Below are 23,201 nucleotides of genomic sequence, written 5' to 3' on the forward strand. Positions count from 1 at the left end.
GCTTTTTTTATGGGTCAGGCGTCGAGCAGGTTCCGCGCGCGCCGCACCTTGTTTTCGTCGACGGGAGCGAGTCCCTTGCCGTCGATGCGCACGCCCGAGCCGAAGTGAACCGCGCGTACCCGCGTCGAACTTACGAATTGCGCCACGCGGTCGAGCGTGAGTCCCGCGCCCGCCAGCACCGTGCAATGCGTGTGCGCCGCGCGCTGCACGAGCGTTGCGATCTGCGCCGGCGCGTCAAGCACCGAAGGCTTGCCGCCCGAGGTGAGGACGTCCGTCACGGCGTCGAAACCGAGCAGCACGTCGAACGCCTCCTGCAGATCGCGCGCTTCGTCGAACGCGCGATGAAACGTGAGCGACATGCCGTCGGCGGCGTCGATCGCGCGCTGCAGTCCTTCGCGATCGACTTCATGCGAAGGCGTGAGCATGCCGATCACGGCCGCATGCGCGCCCGCGAGCTTCGCGGCGCGCACGTCGCGCAGCATCACCGCGTAATCGTTCGAATCGTAAATGAACGCGCGGCTGTGCGGCCGCACGATCACGTTCACGGGAATCGCCACCGCCGCGACCACGGCTTCGATCATGCCGATGCTCGGCGTGAGGCCGCCCTCGCCAATTGCGGTCACGAGTTCGAGACGATCCGCGCCGCCGCGCTCGGCGGCTTGCGCATCGGCGACGGTGGTCGCGATGACCTCCAGCAGTACCCGTTCATGTGGCATGTTTGCGCGCCATGTCGTGAGAAACACGACATGATCGCAGATGCACGCCTACTCGAACCAGTCGATGTCGCCGCACAGCACGCACAGGCGCTCGCCCACCTGCACCGCCATCGACAGCGTCAGGCACGGCAGCGCCTCGTTGATCGATAGATACGGTCCGGTCACGTGCACGCGCCCCGGCGTGACGAGCGCCGTGCGGAAGTACGGCCTGCGCAGCCAGCTCGCGCCTTGCGCGTCCTCGAGCGGCAAAAAGCGCGCATCGCGCTCCGCGCGGTCGACGCGCAGCACCACGTTGCGGCCCGCCTGCCGGCCGTTCGAATCGAGCAGATAGCAGCGCGCCGCATGATCGAGCGCGAGGAAGTTCCAGCACACCTCCTCCATCGATTCGCCGGCCGAAAGCCGTTCGGCCGCGCGCTCGAACGCACGCAGATAAGGCACGAGGCGATTCGTCTCGCCGCGCTCGCGCGTTTCGGTCTGCTGACGAAAACGCTCGGTCGCCTCGGCGATCACGGCTTGCGCCTGGGCGGCGTCGGCGAGTCCGGGCGCGGGCCGCGCGAAGAAGAAGCCCTGCACGAAATCCGCGTTGCACGCGAGCGCGAGCTGCGCCTCGTGTTCCGTCTCCACGCCCTCGATCAGCACGAGCTTGCCCGCGTCGTGCAACAGCGCCACGAGCGCGGGCAGCGTCGCGGCCATGTCGGCGCGATGCTGCGCGTGCATGAGCATGATGCGGTCGAGCTTCACGATGTCGGGATTGAGCTGCCACACGCGGCCGATATCGACGTTGCCCGCGCCGAAGTCGTCGAGCGCCACGAGAAAGCCGCGCTCGCGAAACGTCGCCACGGCCTGCGCGAGGGCGTCGAGATCGGTCGCGTCGTCTTCCAGCACCTCGAGCACGACGCGCCGCGGCGCGATGTTCAGCCGCCGCAGGTTCGCGAGCAGCGCCGCCGAGTGATACGCCTCGATCAGCGTGCCCGGATGCACGTTGAGAAAGAGCCACTCGCGCTCCGCGCCGAGCAGCGCGAAGTTCTCCAGATGCAGCCCCTGGGCGAGCCGGTCCACCAGCAGCGCTTCGCCCACGCGCGCGGCGTCGCCGAACACGTCGAGCGGCGAAACCGGGCGGTCGAGCGGATCGTGCGCGCGCAGCAGCCCTTCGTAGCCCACCGCACGCATGTGCGAGAGGCTGAACACCGGCTGGAACACGCTCGTGAGCGTGAGGTCGCCATGGTGTGCGCTGTAGCGCTGCAGCCCCGAAGTGACGCTGAGATCGAAGCCGTGAGGGGTCACGGCTGTTTTGTCCTGTTGCTCTGTGATCATGCCATCCTCTAGCGCGTAGGAAGGACGCTGCAGTCCGCACAGCCTCTGCACGGCCCGCGCTCGTCCTCCATAGCCTGATTTTCGTTGCGTCACAGGAGGGGTTAAGCAAGGTCCGTGCTCGCTCGCACTGCGATCTGGCACGCATCGCGAATTGCGTTCGCGCCCATCGCGTGCGCCGCGAAGGGGCACGCCGTGCACCGCGCGAGACATCGCACGGCGCACCGATATCGTGCGCCTTTCCACGCGCCTTTGCTTCGGTGGTGGCGCACACAGGGCGGACAAATTGCCGCATTTTTGGCACATATCGGGCTTGCCACGCGTTCGCCCTGCGCGCTTCGCGGCGGCTTACAGACGCGTCAGGCTACACTGTCCCTCGACCGGCGCGCCCTCCTCTAATGCGCGCCAGAACGCCGTGCCGCACCGCGCGTGAAAAGAGGCGTCGTCCCCTCTTCCACGCTTCCCCCTGGTCCCGTTTGGCCTCGTTTGGCCTCGTTGGGTCCCGTTTGGCCCCCGCTACGTTTTTCGATGGACATTCTCTTCACCGTTCTCATTCTGCTGCTCGCCGTTGCCGTGTCCGGCATCCTCGCGCGCACCGTGCCACTCAAGCTTCCGCTGCCGCTCGTGCAGATCGGCATCGGCGCGTTGCTCACGTTTCCGCTCGTGAATCCGCACGTCACGTTCGATCCCGACATCTTCATGGCGCTGTTCATTCCGCCGCTGCTGTTCGCGGATGGCTGGCGCATGCCTAAACGCGAGTTCTTCTTGCAGCGCCGCGCGATCCTCATGCTCGCGCTCGGGCTCGTGCTGCTGACAGTCGTCGCCGTGGGCTATTTCGTGCACTGGCTCGTGCCGCAGATCTCGCTGCCCGTGGCGTTCGCGCTCGCCGCCGTGCTTTCGCCCACCGACGCCGTCGCGCTCGCGGGCATCGCCGGCAAGGACCGCATTCCCGCGCAGCTCATGCACATCCTCGAAGGCGAAGCGCTGATGAACGACGCCTCGGGCCTCGTCGCGCTCAAGTTCGCCGTGGCGGCCGCGCTCACCGGCTACTTTTCGCTGCGCGCGGCGGCGCTCAGCTTCGTCGTGATCGCGGCGGGCGGTCTGGCGCTTGGGGCGGCGATCGGCTGGCTCTTCAGCTTCGTGTCGGCGCGCTTTCTCAACACGACCGAAGAGGGCGACCCCGCGCCCGGCGTCGTGCTCACCTTGCTGATTCCGTTCGCGGCGTATCTGTTCGCCGAGCACCTCGAAGTGTCGGGCGTGCTCGCGGCCGTTTCCGCCGGCATGACGATGAACTTCACGAGCGTCGCGCACAAAGGACCGGTGTCGACACGCGTGCGCGCCACGAGCACCTGGTCGATGATCGAATTCGTCTTCAACGGCATGGTGTTCACGCTGCTCGGCCTGCAGTTCCCGGGCATTCTCGGCAAGGCGCTGCTCGACGCGCACCACACGAGCAACGTGCAGATGCTGCGCCTCATCGGCTATATCGCCGCCGTGCTTGCGGCGCTCTACGCCATGCGCTTCGGCTGGGTGTGGCTGCTGCGCTGGGTGGCGAGCCGCGGCGCCGCGCGTCACGGCGTGGCGAACGCGGTACCGGGCCTGCGCACCGTGGCGATCACCACGGTCGCGGGCGTGCGCGGCGCGGTGACGCTTGCGGGCGTGCTCTCGCTGCCCGTGGCGCTCGCCAACGGCAGCCCGCTGCCCGGTCGCGACAGCGCCATTTTCATCGCGACGGGCGTGATCCTCGCCTCGCTGCTGGTGGCGATCGTCGGCCTGCCGCTCCTGCTGCGCGGCGTGCGGCGCGGCGCGCAGGGACCGCACGCGGCCGAGGAGCGCGCGGCGCGCATCCAGGCTGCGCAGGCGGCCATCCGCGCCGTGGATGCGGTGCACGAAAAGGTCAGCGAGGATCTCGACGAATCGCAGGCCGCCTACGCCGCCGACACGACCGCGCGCGTAATGGACGCCTATCGCCGCCGCCTCGCCTCGCTCGACGCCGACCGCGACCGCAGCGCGAACGCGCGCCGCTCGGATGCGCTGGAAATGGAAATGCGCCTCGCCGGCATGCGCGCCGAACGCGCGACGCTGCTCAAGCTGCGCAACCAGATGCAGATCAACGACGAGACGCTCGCGAAGCTGATGCGCGAAGTCGATCTTTCGGAGACGGCGATGACGACGCGCGGGCGCAATCGCAACTGAGGGGGCGCCTCGCGCAGAGCGGGAAAAAACGGGAGAGAGGAAAACGCGGCGCCGAGGACCGGCGCCGCATGTCACGGTGAGGCTTAAACCGCCGCTTCCTGCGCCGGCTTGCGACGCAGCAACGCGTAGAGAATGATCGCGCCGAACGTGGCGGTGCCGATGCCGCCCAGCCCGAAGCCGCCGAGCTTGAGGGAGAAGTCGCCCGCGCCGAGCACGAGCGCGACCGCGGCGACGATGAGATTGCGGTTGTCCGAGAAGTCCACCTTGTTGACGACCCAGATACGCGCGCCCGTCACGGCGATCAGACCGAACACGACGATCGAGACGCCGCCCAGCACCGGGCCGGGAATCGTCTGAATGACGGCGCCGAACTTCGGCGAGAAGCCGAGCACGAGCGCGATGAGCGCGGCGATCACGAACACGAGCGTCGAGTAGATTTTCGTCACGGCCATCACGCCGATGTTTTCCGCGTAGGTCGTGACACCGGTGCCTCCCGCGAATCCCGAGACGACCGTGGCAAGGCCGTCGCCGATGAACGCGCGGCCCACATAGCGGTCGAGGTTGTAGCCCGTCATCGCGGAAACCGCCTTGATGTGGCCGAGGTTCTCCGCCACCAGAATCACGGCGATCGGCACGAGCAGCGCCATGGCGTGCGGGTCGAACACCGGCGCGGTGAACTTCGGCATACCGAACCAGGCGGCGTTCGCGACGATCGAGAAGTCGATCGGCTTGCCCAGGCCCATGCCGTTCGTGACGATCGCGTAGATCACATAGGCGATCAACAGGCCGACGAGAATCAGCAGACGCTGCAGCATGCCGCGCGTGAACACGGCCACGCCGCCCACGCAGAGCACGGTGACGATCGCCATCCACGAGTCGAAGATCGAACCGCTCACGCCCTTCACTGCGATGGGCGCGAGATTCAGCCCGATCACGCAGACGATCGCGCCGGTCACCACCGGCGGCATGAGCGTTTCGATCCATTTGGTGCCGACGGCCGAGACGAGCAGGCCGATCAGCGTATAAGCCACGCCGCACGCGATGATGCCGCCGAGCGCGACCGGAATGTTGGGATTGGGTCCCTGGCCGCCGTAGCCCGTGACAGCAATCACGAGACCGATGAACGCGAAGCTCGAACCGAGATAGCTCGGCACGCGCCCGCCCACCACGACGAAGAACAGCAGTGTGCCGACACCCGACATGAAAATGCACAGGTTCGGATCGAAGCCCATGAGCAGCGGCGCAAGCACGGTCGAGCCGAACATCGCGACGACGTGCTGCACGCCCATGGCGAACATCTGCGGCCAGGGCAGGCGCTCGTCGGGAGCCACGACGCTGCGGGCGTCACCCGTCTGCGCGCGCCAGCGGGGGAAATAGGAGTCGGACATGGGTTCCTCTTGTCGGCGTGATTTGCGGTCTGGTTGTGGTTTTGATTGTTGGCGCGCACGCATCGAAGCAACGGCGGCCCTTGATGCAGGTCAGGCGGGAGTGTACGGAGCCGCAATCAGCGTGGCAAGCCGGATGTCGGGCATCCGAAACACTCCCGGCGGCCGTCGACCCGAGCCGTGAAGTCAGCACCGAATGGAGTTTCAGACTCATCCTATATTAGGGGTGGGATGCCGGATCTAGACTGTCCTTGCTGCGTGACCCTCACGAGAGTTCATGCAGTGTTGGCAAGCAGCAAACTCTCCGACTTCCCCGCTCCAGTTCCCCGCTGGAGCGGCTTTTTTTGCCCACACGATCGGAGCCCTTCGCGCGTTCAGGCGAATGCGGATTCCGCGAGTTCCCGCGCGTAATCGCGCACGTCTTCCGGCCAAGGCGCATTCGCCGCTTCGAAGCGGCTACGCTCGCCCGCGTACAGCGCGCGCAACGCCTCCTCGTAATTCGGCAGATTGCCGGCCAGTGCAGTCATGAAGCGATGCGCGGCTTCCTGGGCCGCGCGCACGCGTTCGCGTGCCTCGCTCGTGTGGCGCGCGGCATCCACGAGCCGGCGCAACACCACCGAGGCCCCGCCGGGCTGCGCGCCGAGCCAGTCCCAGTGGCGCGGCAACAGCGTCACCTCGCGCGCCACCACGCCGAGCTTCGGGCGGCCGCGGCCGCGCGGGGCGTCGTCCGGGGCGGCTTCGTCGATGACGTCCGGCGCGGTTGCGCCTTGCTCGCGACTGGCCTGTGCGACGATGCGCGCCTCGATGTCCTTATTCGTGCCGCGCAGATCGAATTCGACCGGACGTGCGTCGCGGTCGTCGAAGACCAGCACCGTTGCGCCGTCTTCGTTTCCGTTTTCGTTCCCTTCACGTTCAAGCTCCGCCTTGACCGCCAGCGCCACCTGAAGCGGTGCGCCGCGCGCGATCAGGCGCGTGCCCGCAAAAGCCGTACAGCCGTTCGCCACCACCATGGTGTTCTCCTTCCTGGTATCCAATGATGGGCGAATATTACCCGGGTAAATTTGGTGGTGCAATATCATCCGGGTAAAATTTGATGACGGTCAGCCGGAGCGGCCTCTTAGATCCGCGCCGCGCGCGTCGTCGGTCGTGGCGGGCAGCCATGCCGCCACGCGGTTGCGGCCCGAGCGCTTGGCGGTGTAAAGCGCTGCGTCGGCGGCATCGGTCAGCGCGCGCCAGTCGGCAAACGCGCTTTGCGTCGTGCAGGCCACGCCCACGCTCACCGTGAGCACACCGTTCGGGCTGTCGGCATGCGGCAGCGCCAGCGCCTCGATCGCGGCGCGCACCTTCTCGGCCAGGGCGAGCGCCTGGGCCTCGCCCGTGTCGGGCAGCACCAGCACGAATTCTTCGCCGCCGTAGCGCGCCGCACAGTCCGCCGCGCGGCGTGCGTGTGCGCCGATCGCGTGGGCGACGGCCGCGAGCGCGTCGTCGCCCGCGAGGTGACCGTAGCGGTCGTTGTAGAGCTTGAAGCGGTCCACATCGAGCAGCACGAGCGCGAGCGGGCTGCCCGAGCGGCGTGCGCGCGCCCATTCGTGGTCCGCGCGGGTTTCGAAGGCGCGCCGGTTCGCGAGCGACGTGAGCGCGTCCGTGCCCGCCTGCGCGCGCAACTCCGCCTCCACTGCGCCGCGCTGGCGCAACTGGCGCGTGAACATCAACGCGAGCGCGATCAGCGAGACGTCGAGCACCGCCGTGAGCGTGCCGATGATCCAGGCGCGCACGCGCCATTCGCGATAGATGTCGTCCGCCGCGACCGCGACGCTGAACACGAGTGGGTAACCCTCCACGCGCCGCAGCGCGAACCAGCGCCGCACGCGGTCGACCGGACCGAGCGAGAAGAAACCGCTAGCCTGGGATCGCTGGAACCGCTGGAAGAGCGCGGATTCCGCAACGCTCTTGCCGATCAGATCGGGAGCGTACGGGCGGCGCATGAGCAGCGTGCCATCGGCGAGCGTGAGCGCCAGCGCGCCGTTCGTGCCGATGTCCACGCCGCTGAACAATTGCCGGAAATAATCGAGCCGCATCGTGCCCACCACCACGCCCGCGAACGAGCCGTCGGGGTTCGAGAGACGGCGGCTCAATCCGATGGTCGCGTTGGCCGGTCCGTCGCGTGGAATGAACGGGTGGCTCAGAAAGAGGCCCACGTGCGGCGAGTCGCGCTGCGCGATGAAATAGTCGCGGTCGGCCACATTGAGCGAGCGCGGCGGCACCGCGCGCGAATCGAACACCACGTCGCCCACTGCGTTGGTCACGAAGATCGCGCCGAGATTCTTCGCCGTGGCCGAGCGATCGAACAGCACGTTCTGGCGAATGTCGGGGGGCAGCGAGGCGAGACGCGGATCGTCGATGGCGTCGATGACGGCCTGCAGCGAAAGGTTGTAGACGTCGAAATTGCGCGCCGTGTCGCGCTCGAAAAGCAGCGCCATATTGGAGGCGGAAGCGCGGGCGCTCGCGAGCGCGTCGTGCCGCATCTGCGCCATGACCCACGCGGCGATCAGCGTCAGCACTGCGGCCAGCGCGATGCCGATGGCAAGCACGGCGTTCGGTCGGCGGATCATCATCTCGGGCCTTCGGGGGCTGGCCTTGCAGCAGCGCCGGTTGCCGGGCGCTTGCTGTGCGTATGCATTCATCCTCGCATGCCATGTGAGTCGTGGCTATGCGGGCAAGTCCGGTCGAGCGCCCCATTCTCCTGAATAAAGTGCGCTTCGAGTGCCGTGCGGTTTGTTAGTTTGGATTCCTCTGCTTTATCGTGTGAGTCCGTTTGCGCTTGTCATGCTGCAGGGTCAGTCGTCGTGCACGCCGACGATTGCGCGCGCCTCGATCCATGCTCGCCACTGGCCGCCGAAGTCGAAAGCCGGGTCGATGTCGAAGGCTTGGGCAAGCGCATCGTCGAGCGTGGCGCCGTCGCGCAACGCCACAAAGGCCGCGTGGGCGGCATGCGTGTGCACGAGCGGCGTGGGCCGCCATTGCGGCCGGACCACGAGCGTCCACGACGGCATGTCCACACGCTCAGGCCAGACGCCGCCCGGCTGGTGCGCCCGCCAGATCGCCACGGCATCGAAGCGTAACGCGAGCGCGGCGCAGGCGGGATGCACCGCGAGACGCGCCTGCGCCAGACGCTCCGCGCCGAGCGCTTGCCATTGCTGCGCGTTAAGTGGCGTGGCGTTCGCTGCGTAACTGGCGGCGTGCAGCGCCCATTCGAGCCGCGCGACGTCGCCGAAATACGCATAACGTATGTCGGTCTCGTAGCGCTCGACGAATTCGGGCAGTCGCGCGCCGAAGCGGTTCAGATCGGCATCGCGAGAAGGATGCGCGCGCGCGTAGGCTAGCGCGAGCGCATCGAACCAGGCCTCGCCAGACAGGGCCGCGAGCACCGGATACGCGTTCGCAAGCGCAAGCCGCCGCGCCGCCCGCCCATTGCCGCGATACAGGCCCATGCGCTCGTGCAGCAGCGCGGCATCGGCGGGAAGCAGTTCGTGGGCGAGCGCCGCATCGGCGGCGGGATCGTCCAGTGCGGCGGCGAAAGCTTGTTGCGTCGCTTCCAGCGCGTTGTGCACGGTCATGAGCGCAGCTCCGATGCTTGACGCGCATGTTTCGCGCAGCGTTCGCGCGCGAGACGCGCCTCGTCGAGCAGCACCTCGAGCGCCGGCACCGCCGTGTCCCACTCGATGAGCGTGGGCGTCGCGCCAAAGCGTTCGAGCGCGGCCTCGTACAGCGCCCAGACCGCCGGCGCGACGCGCGAACCGTGATCGTCGATCACGGCGGCGGGCGTCGCGCGATGCCCTGCCAGATGGATTTCGCCGACGATCTGCGGCGGCAGTGCGGCCATGGCCGCCAGTGCATTTTCACCGTGGTTGCATTGATTCACGTACAGATTGTTCACGTCGAGCAGCACGCCACAGCCCGTGCGCTGCGCGAGCGTCGCGAGGAATTCCGCCTCGCTCCAGGTATCGCCCCGAAATCGTACGTAGGTCGAAACATTTTCGATCAGCACGGTGCGACGCAGCGCGTCCTGCATCTGCGAGACGCGCGCGCTCATGTGATCGAGCGAGGCTTGCGTGAGCGGCATCGGCAGCAGATCGTGCAGCGCGCCTTGCGCGCTCGCGCCCCAGCATAAATGCTCGGAAACCACAGCGGGGTCGATGCGCTCCACGAGCCGCGCGAGCCTCGCGAGATGCGCCGTATCGAGCGGCGCGGCAGAGCCGAGCCCCAGCCCCACGCCGTGCAGGCTCACCGGCAAATCGCGGCGCACCGTTTCGAGCACGTGCAGGTCGTAGCCGCCTTCGCCGAAGTAGTTCTCGCTGTGGACTTCGATCCAGTCGACCGCAGGAGGCCCGGCCATGAAGGCCTCGTAGTGCGCGTGACGCAGGCCAATGCCCACGCCACTGAGTGCGCCTGGCGCGCTCATCTCGCGCGTCCCGCCTTGCGCGCCGCCTCAGCCGCGAGGCTCATTTTTCGGCCGTGCCGCCAAGCTTCTCGCACGTGCCCTTCGGCATGGTCTTGAAGTCGCCTTTGTCATGGTCGACCTTGGCCTGACCCGCGCAGTCGTGCACGCCGGTCTTGCTCGAACAATCGTTCTGGCCGGCCTTGGCGACGCCGTAGCAATTCACGGTGTCGTCCGCGCGGGCCACGCCCGCGCCGGCCGTCGCAAGCCCCGCGAGCGCGGCGGCGATCAGCGCCTGGCGGCCGAGAGAGTTCTTCATCGCGTTTCTCCTTGAACTTCGAAATGGGTTTCGCAGCAAGCGATCGGCTGCGCAGCCGTCGCAACGCCCGGCCCTGGGTGCCCTATTTTGCCTCACCAGAGCGCGACCAGCCCGGTCGAAGCGCCGCTGATCGGCGGAATTATTGCAATCTCGGTAATGATGTTTGCTGGACTGCGGTATTTTTCTTTGAAGTGCGCTGCAATAAAGTGTCATCAACGGTTCGAACAGCACGATTGTTACGGATCGACAACATAATTTTCGGAGGTTGTTACCATGAAGAATCTGATTGCTGCTGCACTCGCCGCTACCGTCCTCGCCGCTCCGGCCCTGTCGTTCGCACAAGCCGAGCAAGCTCCCGTGACGCGCGCTCAAGTTCGCGCCGAACTGGTCCAGCTGGAAAAGGCCGGCTACCGCCCGAACCTGTCGAGCCCGTACTATCCGGAAGACCTGCAGGCTGCCGAGGCGCGCGTCGCCCAGCAGAACGGCGCTGCAGAAGCCACGGCCTACGGCGCATCGACGAACGGCAGCGCCCAAACCGGCACCCGCGCACCGAACATCAAGCCGACCTACTTCGGCCAGTAATCGCGGCTCACACGTAGTGCCGGCGCACTACGCGAGCAACGCCTGGCGGGCCCGCGCTCCCGATTGGGAGACAGCGGGCCCGCCGTTCATTTCTGCGCCGCGCGTGCAATGCGCGCGGCAGAAATAAGCGGCACGCCCACGAAAACCTCCGCCGCCGGAAATCCGGTGGCTTTGCCCGGACTGCGGTCCGGGCCTTTTTCCTCCTTCTCTTTCGCGACACATGCGGCCCGCTTTATTAGCGCGGGCCGCGCGCGAAGGCGGCTCACTCGCGGGGCCCTAGAAGCCGTGGGTCACGAGCGAGAGCACGGAAAGATCGGGGTGCGTGCCGTCGATGATGCTGCGGCCGACGTGCACCGCCTCTTCGATGGCATCCTGCTCGCTGCGCCAGGTTTCGTCGCCATCCGCGTGATACGTGACCGTATGGCCCGGCTTCGCGGGATTCGCGCCGGGATGGCAAACGTAGGCCGTGTAGGTGTAGCGGTTCGCGCCTTCCTCGGCTGGCGTGGCGCTGACGTGAATCTCGAAGCCTTCGTAGTCGACCTCATGCATCGCAAGCGGTTGAGCGCTCATGGTGACCTCCGGGTGCCGCGGGTTAGCGGCTACGGGCTATCCGGCCGATGGGTATGCGGCCAGGTGTTCGGTATTGATTCGGTATTGGGAAGTTTAGGCGATGGGTCCCGGGCGGGTGGCCTACTATTGCAGGGCGATCCACCACCCTTGGAGCTTAGACATGGCATCGAACACCGTCCGCCTGCATCGTGTGCTGCGCGCGCCGCCCGAGCGCATCTATCGCGCCTTTCTCGATGCGAGCGCAGTCGTGAAATGGCTGCCGCCCAACGGCTTCACCTGCACGGTTCATGAACTCGACGCGAAAGTCGGCGGCCGCTACCGGATGTCGTTCAAGAATTTCACGGCCGGCCACGGTCATTCGTTCGGCGGCGAATATCTCGAGCTCGTGCCGAACGAGCGTTTGCGATACACCGGTGTGTTCGAGGATCAGCACCTGTCCGGCACCATGCAGACGACCGTGGAGCTGCGCGCCGTGTTCTTCGGCGCGGAAATGACCGTCGTGCAGGAAGGCATACCGGAGATCATTCCAGTCGAGGCGTGTTATCTGGGCTGGCAGGAGTCGCTGGCGTTGCTCGCGAAGCTCGTCGAAGCCGAAATCCAGCAGTAAAGAAAAAGGGGCGCTCGCGCCCCTTCTTTCCGACCGTGTGCTGCCTCAATACCCGAGCGCGCAGCCGTCCTTGCGATGATCGGACGCGCCGGTCAACACGCCCCGCTCCCAGTCGATGCGGATCGCCTGCGAACCGCCAATCGGCCCGGCAGCGGGCACGAGCTTGAAGCCGCGATCCGCGAGCACCGCGCGCGCGTTGGCGGGCAGGGTCGATTCGATTTCCACGGTGCCCGTGCCAGGGCGCGGAAAGACACGCGGCAGATCCATCGCCGCCTGCATGTCGAGGCCGTAATGCAGCACCTTCGAGAGGAAGTGCGCATGGCCCATGGCCTGATAGTGGCCGCCCATCACGCCGAAACTCATCTGCACGCGGCCGTCACGCGTGACCATCCCGGGAATGATGGTGTGCATCGGACGCTTGTGCGGCGCAATCGCGTTGGGGTGTCCTGGCGCGACCGAGAAACTCATGCCGCGGTTGTGCAGCATCACGCCGGATTCCTTGCCCATCAGCCCGCTGCCAAATGGATAGAACAACGAATTGATGAAGCTCACGCAGTTGCGGTTGCGATCGACGACGGTGATGTAGACCGTGTCGCGGTGCTCGACCTGGCTGGGCGCGGCGGCCGGGTCCAGAACGCTTTCGAGGTCGATGCGGCTGCGGAGTTCGTCCACATAGTCGTCGGATAGCAGGCGCTCGACATCGACGCCGCCATGGCGCGGGTCGCCCAGCACGGCGTCGCGTACGGCGTAGGCGAGCTTCGCCGCCTCGATCTCGCGATGTAGACGATCGGCGTCGAGCGGGCTGCCTTCGGCGTCGTATTTGTCGAGCAGACGCAACAACAGCAGCGCGATGACGCCCTGCCCTGCCGGCGGACATTCGATCACGTCGTATCCGCGGAATTTCGCGCGGATCGGCGTGACGTATTCGCCGCGGAATTCGGCGAAATCGTCCAGCGTGTGCAAGCCGCCGTGCGCCTGAAGCTGCGCGACGAGATCGGCCGCGATGGCGCCGCGGTAGAACGCGTCGCGGCCCGATTCGGCGATGGCGCGCAGCGTGTTCGCGAGGCGCGGTTGACGGTGCGTCGAGCCGGCTCGCGGCGCAGCGCCATCCACGAGCATGGTGGTGCGCGCTACGGCGTCGCGCGAGAGCGTTTCCACTTCTGCCGCCCAGTCGTGCGCGGTGCGCGGCGCGACGGCGTAGCCTTCTTCAGCGAAACGGATGGCCGGAGCGAATACGTCGCGCAGCGGCAACTGGCCGTGATCGCGATGGAGCGTGGTCCATGCATCCACCGCGCCCGGCACCGTGACCGCGTGCGGCGAATGACGCGCGATGGCTTCCACGCCCATGGCGCGCAGACGCTCGGCGCTCGCGGCCGCGGGGGCCCAGCCGGAGCCGTCATAGGCGACTACGTCATCGGTGCCGCCGCGCGAATAGAGCGCGAAACAGTCGCCGCCTATGCCCGTCGAGCCGGGTTCGACAACGCACTGCACCGCGCACGCGGCAATCGCGGCATCCATGGCGTTGCCGCCGGCGGCGAGAATCTGGACGGCGGCGAGCGTCGCGCTCGGGTGCGAAGTCGCAGCCATGCCGTTGCGAGCCATGACGAGCGAGCGGCCCGGCGTTTCGAAGTTACGCATCGAAGCGTTCTCCTCTTTTGGTATCCTGATGATGTGTTATTTCACGTGACACAGCATTGCAGCTCATGCCTATGCAGAAGCAGGCATGGCAGTTCGCAACGTGCGCTTCAAGAACGTCTGCGTACGCGGATGCGAAGGCGCGGTGAAAATACGCTCGGGCGGCCCCTCTTCGATCAACTCGCCCTGGTCGAGCACGACCACGCGATCGGCCACCTCGCGAGCAAAGCCCATTTCGTGCGTGACGACGACCATCGTCATGCCGTCTTCCGCAAGCTCCTTCATCACCTGCAGCACTTCGCCAACCGTTTCCGGATCGAGCGCGCTGGTGGGCTCGTCGAAGAGCAGCACCTTCGGCTGCATGGCAAGCGCGCGGGCGATGGCGATGCGCTGCTGCTGGCCGCCGGAAAGCTGCGACGGATAGTGGTCGGCGCGATCGGCAAGACCCACGCGGGCGATCAGCGCCTTTGCCTGCTTGACCGCCTCTTCTCGCGGCATCTTCAGCACATGGATAGGCGCCTCGATCACGTTCTCCAGCGCCGTCATGTGCGGAAAAAGATTGAAGCGCTGGAACACCATGCCGATATCGCGGCGCTGCCGTGCGAGCTGACGCGCCGAATCGCGCACCAGCGTGCCGTTCGGGCGTTCGACAAAGCCGAGCAGATGGCCGTTCACGCGCACCCGCCCGCTGTCGTACGACTCGAGCAGATTGAGGCAGCGGATGAACGTGGTCTTGCCCGACCCCGACGAGCCGATCAGCACCACCACTTCCCCCTTCGCGACGCTCAACGAAATGCCGTTGAGCACCTTGGTCGAGCCGAACGACTTGTGAATGTCCGACGCCTCGATGACGATTTCGCGTGCTTCGTTCATGTCAACGCCCCCGCAGCAGTTTCATCGTTTGCGCGCCGAACAGACGCGTATTCGCAGCCGGCTTCGCCTCGCCGCGGCCGAAGTGGGCTTCGAGCCGCCGCTGCACGAAACCCCAAAGCGTGGTGAGCGCGAGGAAGTAAATGCCGAGCACGAGATATAGCTCGAACACGCGGAAGTTCACCGAGGTGATCATCTGCGTGCTAAGCAGCAGTTCGGGCACGCCGATCACGCTCACGAGCGTGGTGTTCTTGAGCATGACGTTGAACTCGTTGCCGAGCGGCGGCACGATCACGCGGAACGCTTGCGGCAGCACGACGCGGCGCATGAGCAGCACGGAAGACATGCCAAGCGAGCGCGACGCTTCATACTGCCCACGATCCACCGAACTCAGACCCGCGCGAATGATCTCCGCCTGATAGGCCGCCGAATTCATGCCGAGCGCAAGCACGGCTGCCTGAATATTGCCGGGCAGCGAGATGATGCCGAAGTCGAGATCGTGAAAGTGAAAGATGTTCGCCGCGGCAAACGCGGTGTACAGGAACACGATCTGCATGAGCAACGGCGTGCCGCGCATGACCCAGATATAGCCGCGCGCGAGATACTGCACGGGCAGACTCGACGAAAGCCGCATGAGCGCGACAATCAGGCCGAGCGAGGCGCCGAACGCGATCGCGCAGGCGCTGATCGAGAACGTGAGCCACAAACCGTGCAGATACGCCGGGCTTGGGTCCAGCAGGAATTTCCGGAAGATTTCCCAACTGAAATTCATGGCGTCACTCCACGCTCACAGGCGATCGTTTTCGAGCTTCCAGGTGGCGAGCATCTTGCCGTAGCGATCGCTCTTCACGAGATCGGCCACGGCCTTCGCCACGGCCGGCGAAAGCGGCTCGCCCTTGCGCGCGCCAATGCCGGTCGCGATGCGATTGAAACCGGGCACCGCCTCCTCGAACATGTCGCCCGAGACCTGCTGGAAGTGCGCGGCGCTTTCCGAGGTGGTGCCGTAGGCGTCGACCTGATTCAGACGGAAGGCCTGAAATGCATCGGCATCCGAACTATAGACAACGATGTTCATGGGCGGCTTTCCCGCAGCCTTGAGCTTCTCGTTTACCTTGTCGAGCAGCGTGCTGATGGTCGTGCCGTTGAGCACCGCGACCTTCATGCCAGAAAGGTCGTCGAGCGAGCGCACGTGATGCGGATTGCCGCGCGGCACCATGATCGACTGGCTCGAATACATGTAGTCGACGATGTCGATGATCTGCCGGCGCTCGGGCTTGTCGAAAAGCTGGCCGATCACGAGATCGCATTGCTTCGCCTGCAGCGCCGGAATCTGCCCGCTGAAGGACATGACCTTCCACTCGACCTTGAGATTGCCGAGCTGCTTCGCGACGTCATGCGCCACGTCGACGGAGAAGCCGCGCGGCTGCTGGTTCTCGTCGTAGGACGCGAGCGGCGGCGCATCCATGCTCGAACAGTAGGTGAGCGTGCCGCCTTTCACGAGACCCAGATCGGCGGCCTGCGCCGCGGAGACGCCGACAACCTGCGCGAGGAGCGCAAAGCCTGCGCAGGCGGCGAGACGAAGACGCTTGAACTGTTTTGCTGACATCGAGAGGCTCCTGGCTGAATGTGAGCTGCGTGAGGTACGTCGACAGTTAGGACGCCGACGCGTTACGCTCGTGACGCGGGCGATTCGAGGAACTTGATGATCTGGGGAACGGTTGATTCGAGGTGCTCGCGCAGCGCTTGCTCGGCTTGCGCGGGGTCGCGGGTGCGCAGCGCGTCGATGAGGATCTGGTGGGCGTCGCGTGCGCGTTTGCGTCTGAAGGTGGCCTGCTCGATCCACAGGCGCATGGGGCCTTCGATCAGCGTGTAGAGCGAGTGAATTTGCTGGTAGAGGCGCGTGCGGCCGCTGATTTCGCACAGGTATTCGTGGAACGCGCAGTGGCGTTGGACCCAGGTGTCCGTGTCGCCTACGCAGGCGTCCATGTCTTCCAGCAGGCGTTGGAGCTTCGTGAGATGCGCTTCAGTGCAACGGGGGGCGGCGACGCGCATGGCCAGGCATTCGAGCGCGATGCGCATGTCGAAGATGTCCTGGACTTCTTCCACGGTCAGGCCGCGGACGATTGCGCCGCGGTTGGGGCGCTGGATGATCAGGCCTTCGGTTTGAAGTCTTTTTAGTGCCGCGCGGATAGGCATGCGGCTCATTGAAAGCTCTTCTGCAACCGTCTCGGCGACGATGCGCTGGCCTGCCGCGTAGCGGCCTTCGATGATGGCCTCCAGCAGGAAGCGGTAGGCCTCTTCCTCGGCGGTTAAGGCTAGGCCGGCGGTGTTGCGGACACTGGTAGCAGGCATTTTTGTGCGCTTGATCCGTTTTGTGCGGTGCGGGAGGATGCCATTGCAGTTGCTGAGTCGTTGGGGCAGATTACTCCAAGTGGATTTGTGGATCCAGTCTTTCAAAAAAGATTTGGTGGTTGTGGCTGTGGAAGGCGTGAAGGCCACGAGCCTTGGGGGTTCGTGGCCTTCTTTTTGTGGTGTGGGCTTTGGTCTGACGGGCGGGTCAGTCTGGGGTGATCACAAGCCTTTTGTCTTCGACCGTGATTCGGACGCGCTGGCCTGGTTCAAAGCCTGCGACTTCGAGCCATCGGCCAGAAAGCTTGAGCCAGGGGTAAAGCGGCGGGTCATTTCTTGCCCGCGAACTGTACTTGCGGTACCGCCAGGACTGCTGGATGGTTACGCGGCGCTCAGGATGCGCCTGCGATGCATTAAGATTGGCGTCAGCCATGGTCAACTCCTAGGTTGAGTTGGTTTTGGTCAGCGGGCTGTGAGTGCTGGTAACACTCATGGCCCGCGCTTCGCTTACTGCATTGAGACTCCGACTACTTCCGTGCCTGTGCGAGCACGGTATCCAACATTTGTGAGACGAACTGCTGTTTGGGCTTGGGTAGTTGTTCGATTGCGGCGATTTGCAGTTGTAGGCGCGATATCGAACTTCCTTTGCCTGGCTGTCGCGCGACTGGCCTGCACAGCAACTCTTCGAAAGAGGACATCAACCGGTCCACTAAAGCTGGCAACAGCGATGCCGGCACGCGCGAGCGCCCGACTTCATAGTGGGCTAGCGTTTGCTGTGCGATTCCGAGCGCTTCGGCTAATTCTTGTTGCGTCATGCCGCGCGCTCTTCGCGCCCTGGCAATGCGTTCGCCAAGTTCAATAAAATATTCTCGATCTATTGCGTTCATGGTTAAATCCTGCGCTGATCATACACAGGTCTAAATAATCCGCTCAATTCCTGAGTCACGGCTAATTGTAGCGAATCCACTATCGCTAAAATCTAGAGTTGCTTTTACTCGGATCATTATTTAAGGTTTATTAATCGCGATCAAATTGCAGATGCGCACCTCGCAGGGAAGAGATAGATACATCACCGGCAATCGCGCGCTGGAACCGACGGGTTTGCCGCATTTTTCGCTACATGGCCTGCGCCGCTCATTCGGCACATTGTCAGAGTCGGTGGAGGTCCCGGTCGGCGTTGTCGCACAAATCCAAGGGTACAAGCCGTCGGCAATTGCCAAAAAACACTATCGCCGACGCCCTCTCGATCTGTCGCGCATGTGGCACGACAAGATCAAGGCTTAGAGTGCGGAGGAGGATCGAAACGCCCCAACCCTTTAAAATCAATAACTTACGGATTGCCGGGTAACAGCAGTGTCAAGCGAGTGTAGCAAAAAACGCTGGCGGCAGTGTCCACTGCACTACCCCGACCGAACGCAATTCGCCTATTAAAAAGATGAAATTTCCGAAGGGGATGGCGGCCAAGAATCAAGCCAGACTTAGGCAAGGCTCACAATAGTCTTTCCGCTAGGCGAATCGGTCATGCGCGCCGCGATGGAGTGCGGCCACAAGGCTTCCAACCAGTTCGCCTTGGGCTCCTACGAAGTAGATTGCGAAGGAAACGCTCGCGATGTCGGGGCTTCGACATTTGCAGTTGCGCGTACGATACATTCCATTGTCTGCCAGAGTCACCTTTTGTCATGCAGCTTCTTGGGATCAGCATGTTGGGCGTATTATCTGTAAAGTCGCGTCGGATCACCCTGCGCCCAAACGCATGAGCGATCTTACAGTTGAGACTAGCCAGCTCCGCAAGACCTTTGCGATAGATGCGCGGCGAATACGCTTGAAGTGACGGATGCGCCAAAAGATGCCTTGGCCATCGACCACAGCACGGGGCTTTAAACAGGAGAATTTGTAGTGGAAAATATCAATAAAAAATCCGACAGTAAAATAATCAACGCAGACCCGACCAAAGATTTCTTTGTAAATATGATAACGCGCGATATTGCGCTACTTGATTGTATCTTCGACTTACTTGACAACGCCATAGACGGCGCACGAAGAAAAATCGATTCGCTTTCCGAGAACGCATTCGACGGATACAGCATTGAGCTAACACTTGCTCGTGATAAGTTTATTATTAACGACAATTGCGGCGGAATTACCCTATCTGACGCAATAAAATATGCATTCCATTTTGGACGGCGCCCACAACGTGAGAATGATGTTAAAGGCGGAATTGGTCTATATGGAATTGGCATGAAACGCGCGATCTTCAAAATCGGCCGATCCGCAGACATTATTAGCCATGCGGATGACGCGAGCTTTGTCGTTTCCGTCGATGTAGATCAGTGGATTCAAAATGAGAAAAACTGGGATTTCTCATATAACGACATCGAGAGATCCGAGTCGCGCGGAACAAAGATTTCGATCGAAAAACTCAACACGGGGATAGGGGACTCATTCGCCGATACAGCCTTTAAAAATGAATTGATTAAAGCAATCGCACGAGATTATACTTTTTTCATCGACAAGGGATTGAAAATCAAAGTTGATGACACCACGGTTGCATCTTACAAATATGCATTAAAAGAAAACGAATCTGTCGCCCCCGGCGTTATTTCCTATGAAGACGACGGCGTCAGTGTCACGGTTATTGCCGGATTAATTGAGGACCTACCCGATGATATCCCCGATGAGGCCCGCCCAGGTCTTGTCGATCGGTTTGGCTGGTATGTTATTTGTAATGATCGAGTTGTCCTTGCAGCAGATAAATCGGATAAAACCGTGTGGGGAGACGACGATTTTCAAGTATGGCACCTTCAATACACTGGTTTTGCCGGATTTGTATTTTTTCGCTCGGACGATCAAAGCAAACTTCCGTGGACGACAACCAAGCGTGATTTAGAAAGCACAAATCCGCTTTATCAGCGCGCCTTGGTTAAAATGAAGGAACTGACAGAGGATTTTATTAAATACACGAATCGCCGAAAAACCGAACTCGATAATGCGAAACGCATGGAAAGCGGTACCGCACGTGTAGATGTATACTCATTGACACCAATCAAGGGCATAATATCCGAACGCCCGTTAAAACTGCCTACCATTACGTCCGGAACATCGGGACCGCCGTTGGTGACAATTTCCTTTAAAAGAAAGAAAAGCGAAGTTGAAGAAATAAAAAAGAATGCAGGCAATCCTCTAATGTCCGCAAAGGACGTTGGCCATCTTACGTTTGATTATTATCGCGAGATGGAGCTAGGCAAATAATGGCTGCATCATTCGAACGATTTGACTATCAACTCCGGTCGAATAAACATATCGAACGCAAATTGATTTTTGATCTGTTGATGCGCGCGAAAAAGACGGTCAACTTCGCTGCATACAGATACCTTGGTTTGGGCTCGATGTGGTTCGCGGATCACCGACTGGCTCACCGCCTTCTCGGCATAGATGATCTCGTCTCCATTGAGCATACCGAGCATGCAGATCGTGCGGAGTTTAATAAGCCGTATGGAAGCGTGAGAGTGCTGCCGGGGATGTCGTATGAGGTGTTGCCAGAGTGGAAGGATGCCGATTGGGCAAAGCCGTCTGTCGTCTGGATGGATTATGACGGTAACCTCGACGAACATATTGCTGATGATCTAGCACTTTTCGCACAGCGTCTGCACGTCGGATCAGTCATACTGGTCTCCGTTAACGCCTACTACGGCAATTACAAAATTAAGCAAACGGCTGTTGATGCTGCGGCAAAGCGGGGGGTAACTATAGACCCGCGTGCCGTTGCAACTTTGAACACCTTGCTAGGGGATGTGGTTCCGGCCAAGTATCAGAATTTGACGACGTCGACTGGACGACCAGCGGACGTGAAGGAGATGGATTTTTCAGAATGCATGGCAGCCGCGCTATTAGCGTTTCTCTCACACAAGGTGACGTCAAGCGGCCGAGAGGAAAATGGGCAGCGTCTCCGGTTCGTGCCTCTTTTTAATTTTTGTCACAAAGATGGCGTGGAAATGGTTACGGTTGGCGGTGCGATCACTGGAGCGGAAAGCGTTGGCAATTGGGAAGCCGCGCTGACTGAAGACCCCGTACTTGAATCCGAAGGCGTGTCACCGATCCACCATCGCCTTGACCTGATCCCGATAACGCTCCGCGAAAAGCTGGTACTCGATTCGATCCTTCCGTCAGGCACGGACGCGTTTGCTGCGCAGCTCGAAGAAAAGGGGGTGCGCATTGGCCGCGAGCAAGCGGAGAAGTACCGGAGACACTACCGGCACTTCCCCATCTTCGTCGAATCGCCTATCTAGCCGGCAACCGCTAGGTAGATTCTTTTAAGGATAAATTCGGCAACTAGCGGACTGACGCTGTTGCCGATTTGCCGAAAACTATGCCACTTGGTTTCGTGAAAGATGAACCAATCCGGAAAGCCTTGTAGTCGCGCAGCTTCTCTTGCAGTAATGACACGCGGTTGGGAGTAGTGAATGGGGCGGACGGCTTGATAGCTGCCCCTCTCCTTCGCTGTCCCTGCCCTAAGGGTAGGACAGAGCCCGTCGTGCTTGAGTCGAATTGCCTTTGAGATTTGGTCAACTCGCCCTGGGATGGTATTGGCAAATCGGGCCAGCACCTCGGCTGTGTGGCGGGTTCCCATACATCCCGATACCTCGTCGCGCTCCAAATACCTTTCTAGGGAGATTGGGTCGCCTACGTCCGCGGGCACCGCGTTCTTCACTCTTTCAAAAAACCAGTTTTCCACGTTCTTCTTGACTGGACGCCACCCTTCTTCAGCCGTCTGCCACGCCGGATCGATGAATTCTGGAAGCCCGCGAAGAGCTTCACCAACTGTGGTCAATAGCCCTTCTGACGGAGCGGCGAAGAGATCAGGGCTAAGTGGCTGCCGGAACCGCTTTGGATCGAATCCAATGAAAAAAATCCTAGTGCGCGTCGTCGGAACGCCGAACTGATCGGCTTGTATTTTGACAGGTGGCAACATCCGGTACTTCTTCGGAACATTCGCAAACGCGCGCTCGCGAGTCGTGTCATACCGTTCGTCAAGGATGCCCGGAACATTCTCAGCGACAAAAAACGCAGGGTTTGTCTCCGACACCAGCCTGAAGAAGTGAGCGAAAAGATCATTTCGCTCGTCGCCTTCCATCCGATGTCCGATCGAACTGAATCCTTGGCATGGGGGGCCACCGATTAAGCCACAAAGTTGGCCCGATTTCAGATTTGATGAGGCAAGAAGCCGCTTGCCGGACAAGGTGCCGATATCCAGAGGGAGATGTTGCGCCTTGGGAAAATTCAGCTTGTGTACCTGAATTGCGAAGGGGTCGATCTCGACCGATCCGCTCACGGTAAAACCAGCACGGGCAGCGCCTAGGCTAAGCCCACCGGCGCCAGAAAATAGGTCGATAACTGTAGGCATTGGTCCACTGGACGGAACAGATTGCAGCGCATTTTACGCGACGCGTCGAAGCCTGTCGATCGGGACCAGAGTTATCGGCATCCGCCGTTGCGGCTACCCTTTAGGAGGACCGAGAAAAGCGACAAGCTTTTCCGTTAAGTGGGCGTTGCTCTTTTCCTTTAACTCACATTGCCAGACGATCATTACGCCCCACCCTAGTTCTACAAGCGCATCGTTGGTTCGGATATCGCGTTCCCTGTTGCGCCTCATCTTCTCGGTCCAAAAGTCCGCACGGGTAGCGGGCAGCTTCGCGTAACGGCAGCCAACGTGACCGTGCCAAAAGCAGCCATGGACAAATATCGCTTTCTTACGTCTGGTAAATACAATGTCGGGCTTTCCCGGTAAGCCCCCGTAGTGAATGCGAAAGCGATAACCCAAGCCGTGCAGCAGCCGTCGTACAGCCAGCTCGGGTTTGGTATTCCGCGATGAGATGCGAGACATCAACCAGCTGCGCCTTTCTGGTGTGACGTGATCCACGAGCTCCCCTAAGGTCTCAGTCCAATTTTCAGCCGCCTGCGCGCTTATGCGCTGCCTAGCCCTACGTCTTTTTTACAGAGCATAGACGTTCTATGACTGCTCGCCAGAAACGCTCGATACGCCGGCACCGGAAAAACCAACCATTTCAGCGCCTTTCGCCTGCTCCTGATATGGGAACGGCCCGTTCCATTCGATCGCAGAGAATCCAATTACCGGGGCGTAGCAAGTCGACTGTCAAAAGGGGGTATACCTCAGGCTGATATCTTCGGCTGACACTTTCGCGCGCCAGAAATGTCAGATTGGGGT

The 23,201-nt window shown here is 62.3% G+C and carries 23 protein-coding genes and 1 pseudogene; 6 read left to right on the top strand and 18 right to left on the bottom strand.

Translation table 11 applies throughout. The features are described from left to right. Nucleotides 1-14: 14 nt before the first annotated feature. The gene (locus BFD71_RS15255) at nt 15-716 is read right to left on the bottom strand and encodes a copper homeostasis protein CutC (protein WP_069265169.1); all 702 of its coding nucleotides are present in this window, start codon (nt 714-716) and stop codon (nt 15-17) included. Nucleotides 717-764: 48 nt separating this feature from the next. Further along, nucleotides 765-2,030 (bottom strand): EAL domain-containing protein, encoded by a 1,266-nt coding sequence (locus BFD71_RS15260; protein ID WP_069265170.1) that lies wholly within the window; start codon nt 2,028-2,030, stop codon nt 765-767. 525 nt (nt 2,031-2,555) lie between these two features. Here BFD71_RS15260 and BFD71_RS15265 point away from each other — a divergent pair. Next, nucleotides 2,556-4,223, top strand: a complete 1,668-nt coding sequence (locus BFD71_RS15265) for a Na+/H+ antiporter (protein WP_069265171.1) — start codon at nt 2,556-2,558, stop codon at nt 4,221-4,223. Between the two features lie 83 nt (nt 4,224-4,306). On the opposite strand, the gene BFD71_RS15270 is transcribed toward BFD71_RS15265, so the two are convergent. From BFD71_RS15270 to BFD71_RS15295, 6 genes are all read right to left on the bottom strand, one after another. Further along, nucleotides 4,307-5,611 (bottom strand): solute carrier family 23 protein, encoded by a 1,305-nt coding sequence (locus BFD71_RS15270; protein WP_069265172.1) that lies wholly within the window; start codon nt 5,609-5,611, stop codon nt 4,307-4,309. Between the two features lie 371 nt (nt 5,612-5,982). Then, nucleotides 5,983-6,618 carry a DUF2239 family protein gene (locus BFD71_RS15275; RefSeq protein WP_069265173.1) on the bottom strand — a complete coding sequence of 212 codons (636 nt, stop codon included), beginning with the start codon at nt 6,616-6,618 and terminating at the stop codon, nt 5,983-5,985. A 90-nt stretch (nt 6,619-6,708) separates the two neighbouring features. Next, complete coding sequence (locus BFD71_RS15280) at nt 6,709-8,223, bottom strand: sensor domain-containing diguanylate cyclase (RefSeq protein WP_069265174.1); 1,515 nt, start codon at nt 8,221-8,223, stop codon at nt 6,709-6,711. A 222-nt stretch (nt 8,224-8,445) separates the two neighbouring features. Further along, entirely contained in the window at nt 8,446-9,225 is a 780-nt protein-coding gene (locus BFD71_RS15285) for an HvfC/BufC N-terminal domain-containing protein (protein ID WP_069265175.1), read from the bottom strand. Beyond that, nucleotides 9,222-10,070, bottom strand: a complete 849-nt coding sequence (bufB, locus tag BFD71_RS15290; RefSeq protein WP_069265176.1) for an MNIO family bufferin maturase — start codon at nt 10,068-10,070, stop codon at nt 9,222-9,224. The genes BFD71_RS15285 and bufB overlap by 4 nt, the downstream gene beginning before the upstream one ends. Before the next feature lie 40 nt (nt 10,071-10,110). After that, entirely contained in the window at nt 10,111-10,365 is a 255-nt protein-coding gene (locus BFD71_RS15295) for a BufA1 family periplasmic bufferin-type metallophore (RefSeq protein WP_069265177.1), read from the bottom strand. 273 nt (nt 10,366-10,638) lie between these two features. Between BFD71_RS15295 and BFD71_RS15300 the strand changes: the two genes are divergently transcribed. Next, nucleotides 10,639-10,947: a DUF4148 domain-containing protein gene (locus BFD71_RS15300; protein WP_069265178.1), complete on the top strand. Its 309-nt coding sequence runs from the start codon at nt 10,639-10,641 to the stop codon at nt 10,945-10,947. Nucleotides 10,948-11,223: 276 nt separating this feature from the next. On the opposite strand, the gene BFD71_RS15305 is transcribed toward BFD71_RS15300, so the two are convergent. After that, a complete protein-coding gene (locus BFD71_RS15305; protein ID WP_069265179.1) occupies nt 11,224-11,517 on the bottom strand; it encodes a hypothetical protein in 294 nt (97 codons plus the stop codon). A gap of 160 nt (nt 11,518-11,677) precedes the next feature. Between BFD71_RS15305 and BFD71_RS15310 the strand changes: the two genes are divergently transcribed. Further along, complete coding sequence (locus tag BFD71_RS15310; RefSeq protein WP_069265180.1) at nt 11,678-12,124, top strand: SRPBCC family protein; 447 nt, start codon at nt 11,678-11,680, stop codon at nt 12,122-12,124. A gap of 45 nt (nt 12,125-12,169) precedes the next feature. Here BFD71_RS15310 and ggt read toward each other — a convergent pair whose 3' ends face one another. The 7 genes from ggt to BFD71_RS15340 form a co-directional block, all read right to left on the bottom strand. Further along, a complete protein-coding gene (ggt, locus tag BFD71_RS15315; RefSeq protein WP_069265181.1) occupies nt 12,170-13,762 on the bottom strand; it encodes a gamma-glutamyltransferase in 1,593 nt (530 codons plus the stop codon). Nucleotides 13,763-13,831: 69 nt separating this feature from the next. Continuing rightward, entirely contained in the window at nt 13,832-14,632 is an 801-nt protein-coding gene (locus tag BFD71_RS15320; RefSeq protein WP_069265182.1) for an amino acid ABC transporter ATP-binding protein, read from the bottom strand. A 1-nt stretch (nt 14,633) separates the two neighbouring features. Then, complete coding sequence (locus tag BFD71_RS15325) at nt 14,634-15,401, bottom strand: amino acid ABC transporter permease (protein ID WP_069265183.1); 768 nt, start codon at nt 15,399-15,401, stop codon at nt 14,634-14,636. Between the two features lie 15 nt (nt 15,402-15,416). After that, the gene (locus tag BFD71_RS15330; RefSeq protein ID WP_083245281.1) at nt 15,417-16,235 is read right to left on the bottom strand and encodes an ABC transporter substrate-binding protein; all 819 of its coding nucleotides are present in this window, start codon (nt 16,233-16,235) and stop codon (nt 15,417-15,419) included. A 62-nt stretch (nt 16,236-16,297) separates the two neighbouring features. Then, entirely contained in the window at nt 16,298-17,086 is a 789-nt protein-coding gene (locus BFD71_RS15335) for a GntR family transcriptional regulator (RefSeq protein WP_218108658.1), read from the bottom strand. Between the two features lie 100 nt (nt 17,087-17,186). Continuing rightward, nucleotides 17,187-17,411, bottom strand: a complete 225-nt coding sequence (locus BFD71_RS39135) for a SymE family type I addiction module toxin (protein ID WP_083245282.1) — start codon at nt 17,409-17,411, stop codon at nt 17,187-17,189. 94 nt (nt 17,412-17,505) lie between these two features. Continuing rightward, on the bottom strand, nt 17,506-17,865 hold the full coding sequence (locus tag BFD71_RS15340) for a helix-turn-helix domain-containing protein (RefSeq protein WP_069265185.1): 360 nt from the start codon (nt 17,863-17,865) through the stop codon (nt 17,506-17,508). Between the two features lie 190 nt (nt 17,866-18,055). Here BFD71_RS15340 and BFD71_RS39140 point away from each other — a divergent pair. The 3 genes and pseudogenes from BFD71_RS39140 to BFD71_RS15350 form a co-directional block, all read left to right on the top strand. After that, a pseudogene (locus BFD71_RS39140) lies at nt 18,056-18,262 on the top strand (preprotein translocase); the annotation flags it as partial. 612 nt (nt 18,263-18,874) lie between these two features. Next, nucleotides 18,875-20,227: an ATP-binding protein gene (locus tag BFD71_RS15345; protein WP_083245283.1), complete on the top strand. Its 1,353-nt coding sequence runs from the start codon at nt 18,875-18,877 to the stop codon at nt 20,225-20,227. Beyond that, nucleotides 20,227-21,264 carry an O-methyltransferase gene (locus tag BFD71_RS15350; protein ID WP_069265187.1) on the top strand — a complete coding sequence of 346 codons (1,038 nt, stop codon included), beginning with the start codon at nt 20,227-20,229 and terminating at the stop codon, nt 21,262-21,264. The genes BFD71_RS15345 and BFD71_RS15350 overlap by 1 nt, the downstream gene beginning before the upstream one ends. On the opposite strand, the gene BFD71_RS15355 is transcribed toward BFD71_RS15350, so the two are convergent. Then, nucleotides 21,261-22,379 (bottom strand): DNA cytosine methyltransferase, encoded by a 1,119-nt coding sequence (locus BFD71_RS15355; RefSeq protein WP_069265188.1) that lies wholly within the window; start codon nt 22,377-22,379, stop codon nt 21,261-21,263. The genes BFD71_RS15350 and BFD71_RS15355 overlap by 4 nt on opposite strands. Before the next feature lie 93 nt (nt 22,380-22,472). Beyond that, nucleotides 22,473-22,895, bottom strand: coding sequence for a very short patch repair endonuclease (locus tag BFD71_RS39145; RefSeq protein WP_083245284.1), 423 nt, complete (start codon nt 22,893-22,895; stop codon nt 22,473-22,475). Nucleotides 22,896-23,201 lie beyond the last annotated feature (306 nt).

It is taken from the genome of Paraburkholderia nodosa (assembly GCF_001718195.1).
GTDB classification, from domain to species: Bacteria; Pseudomonadota; Gammaproteobacteria; order Burkholderiales; family Burkholderiaceae; genus Paraburkholderia; species Paraburkholderia nodosa_A.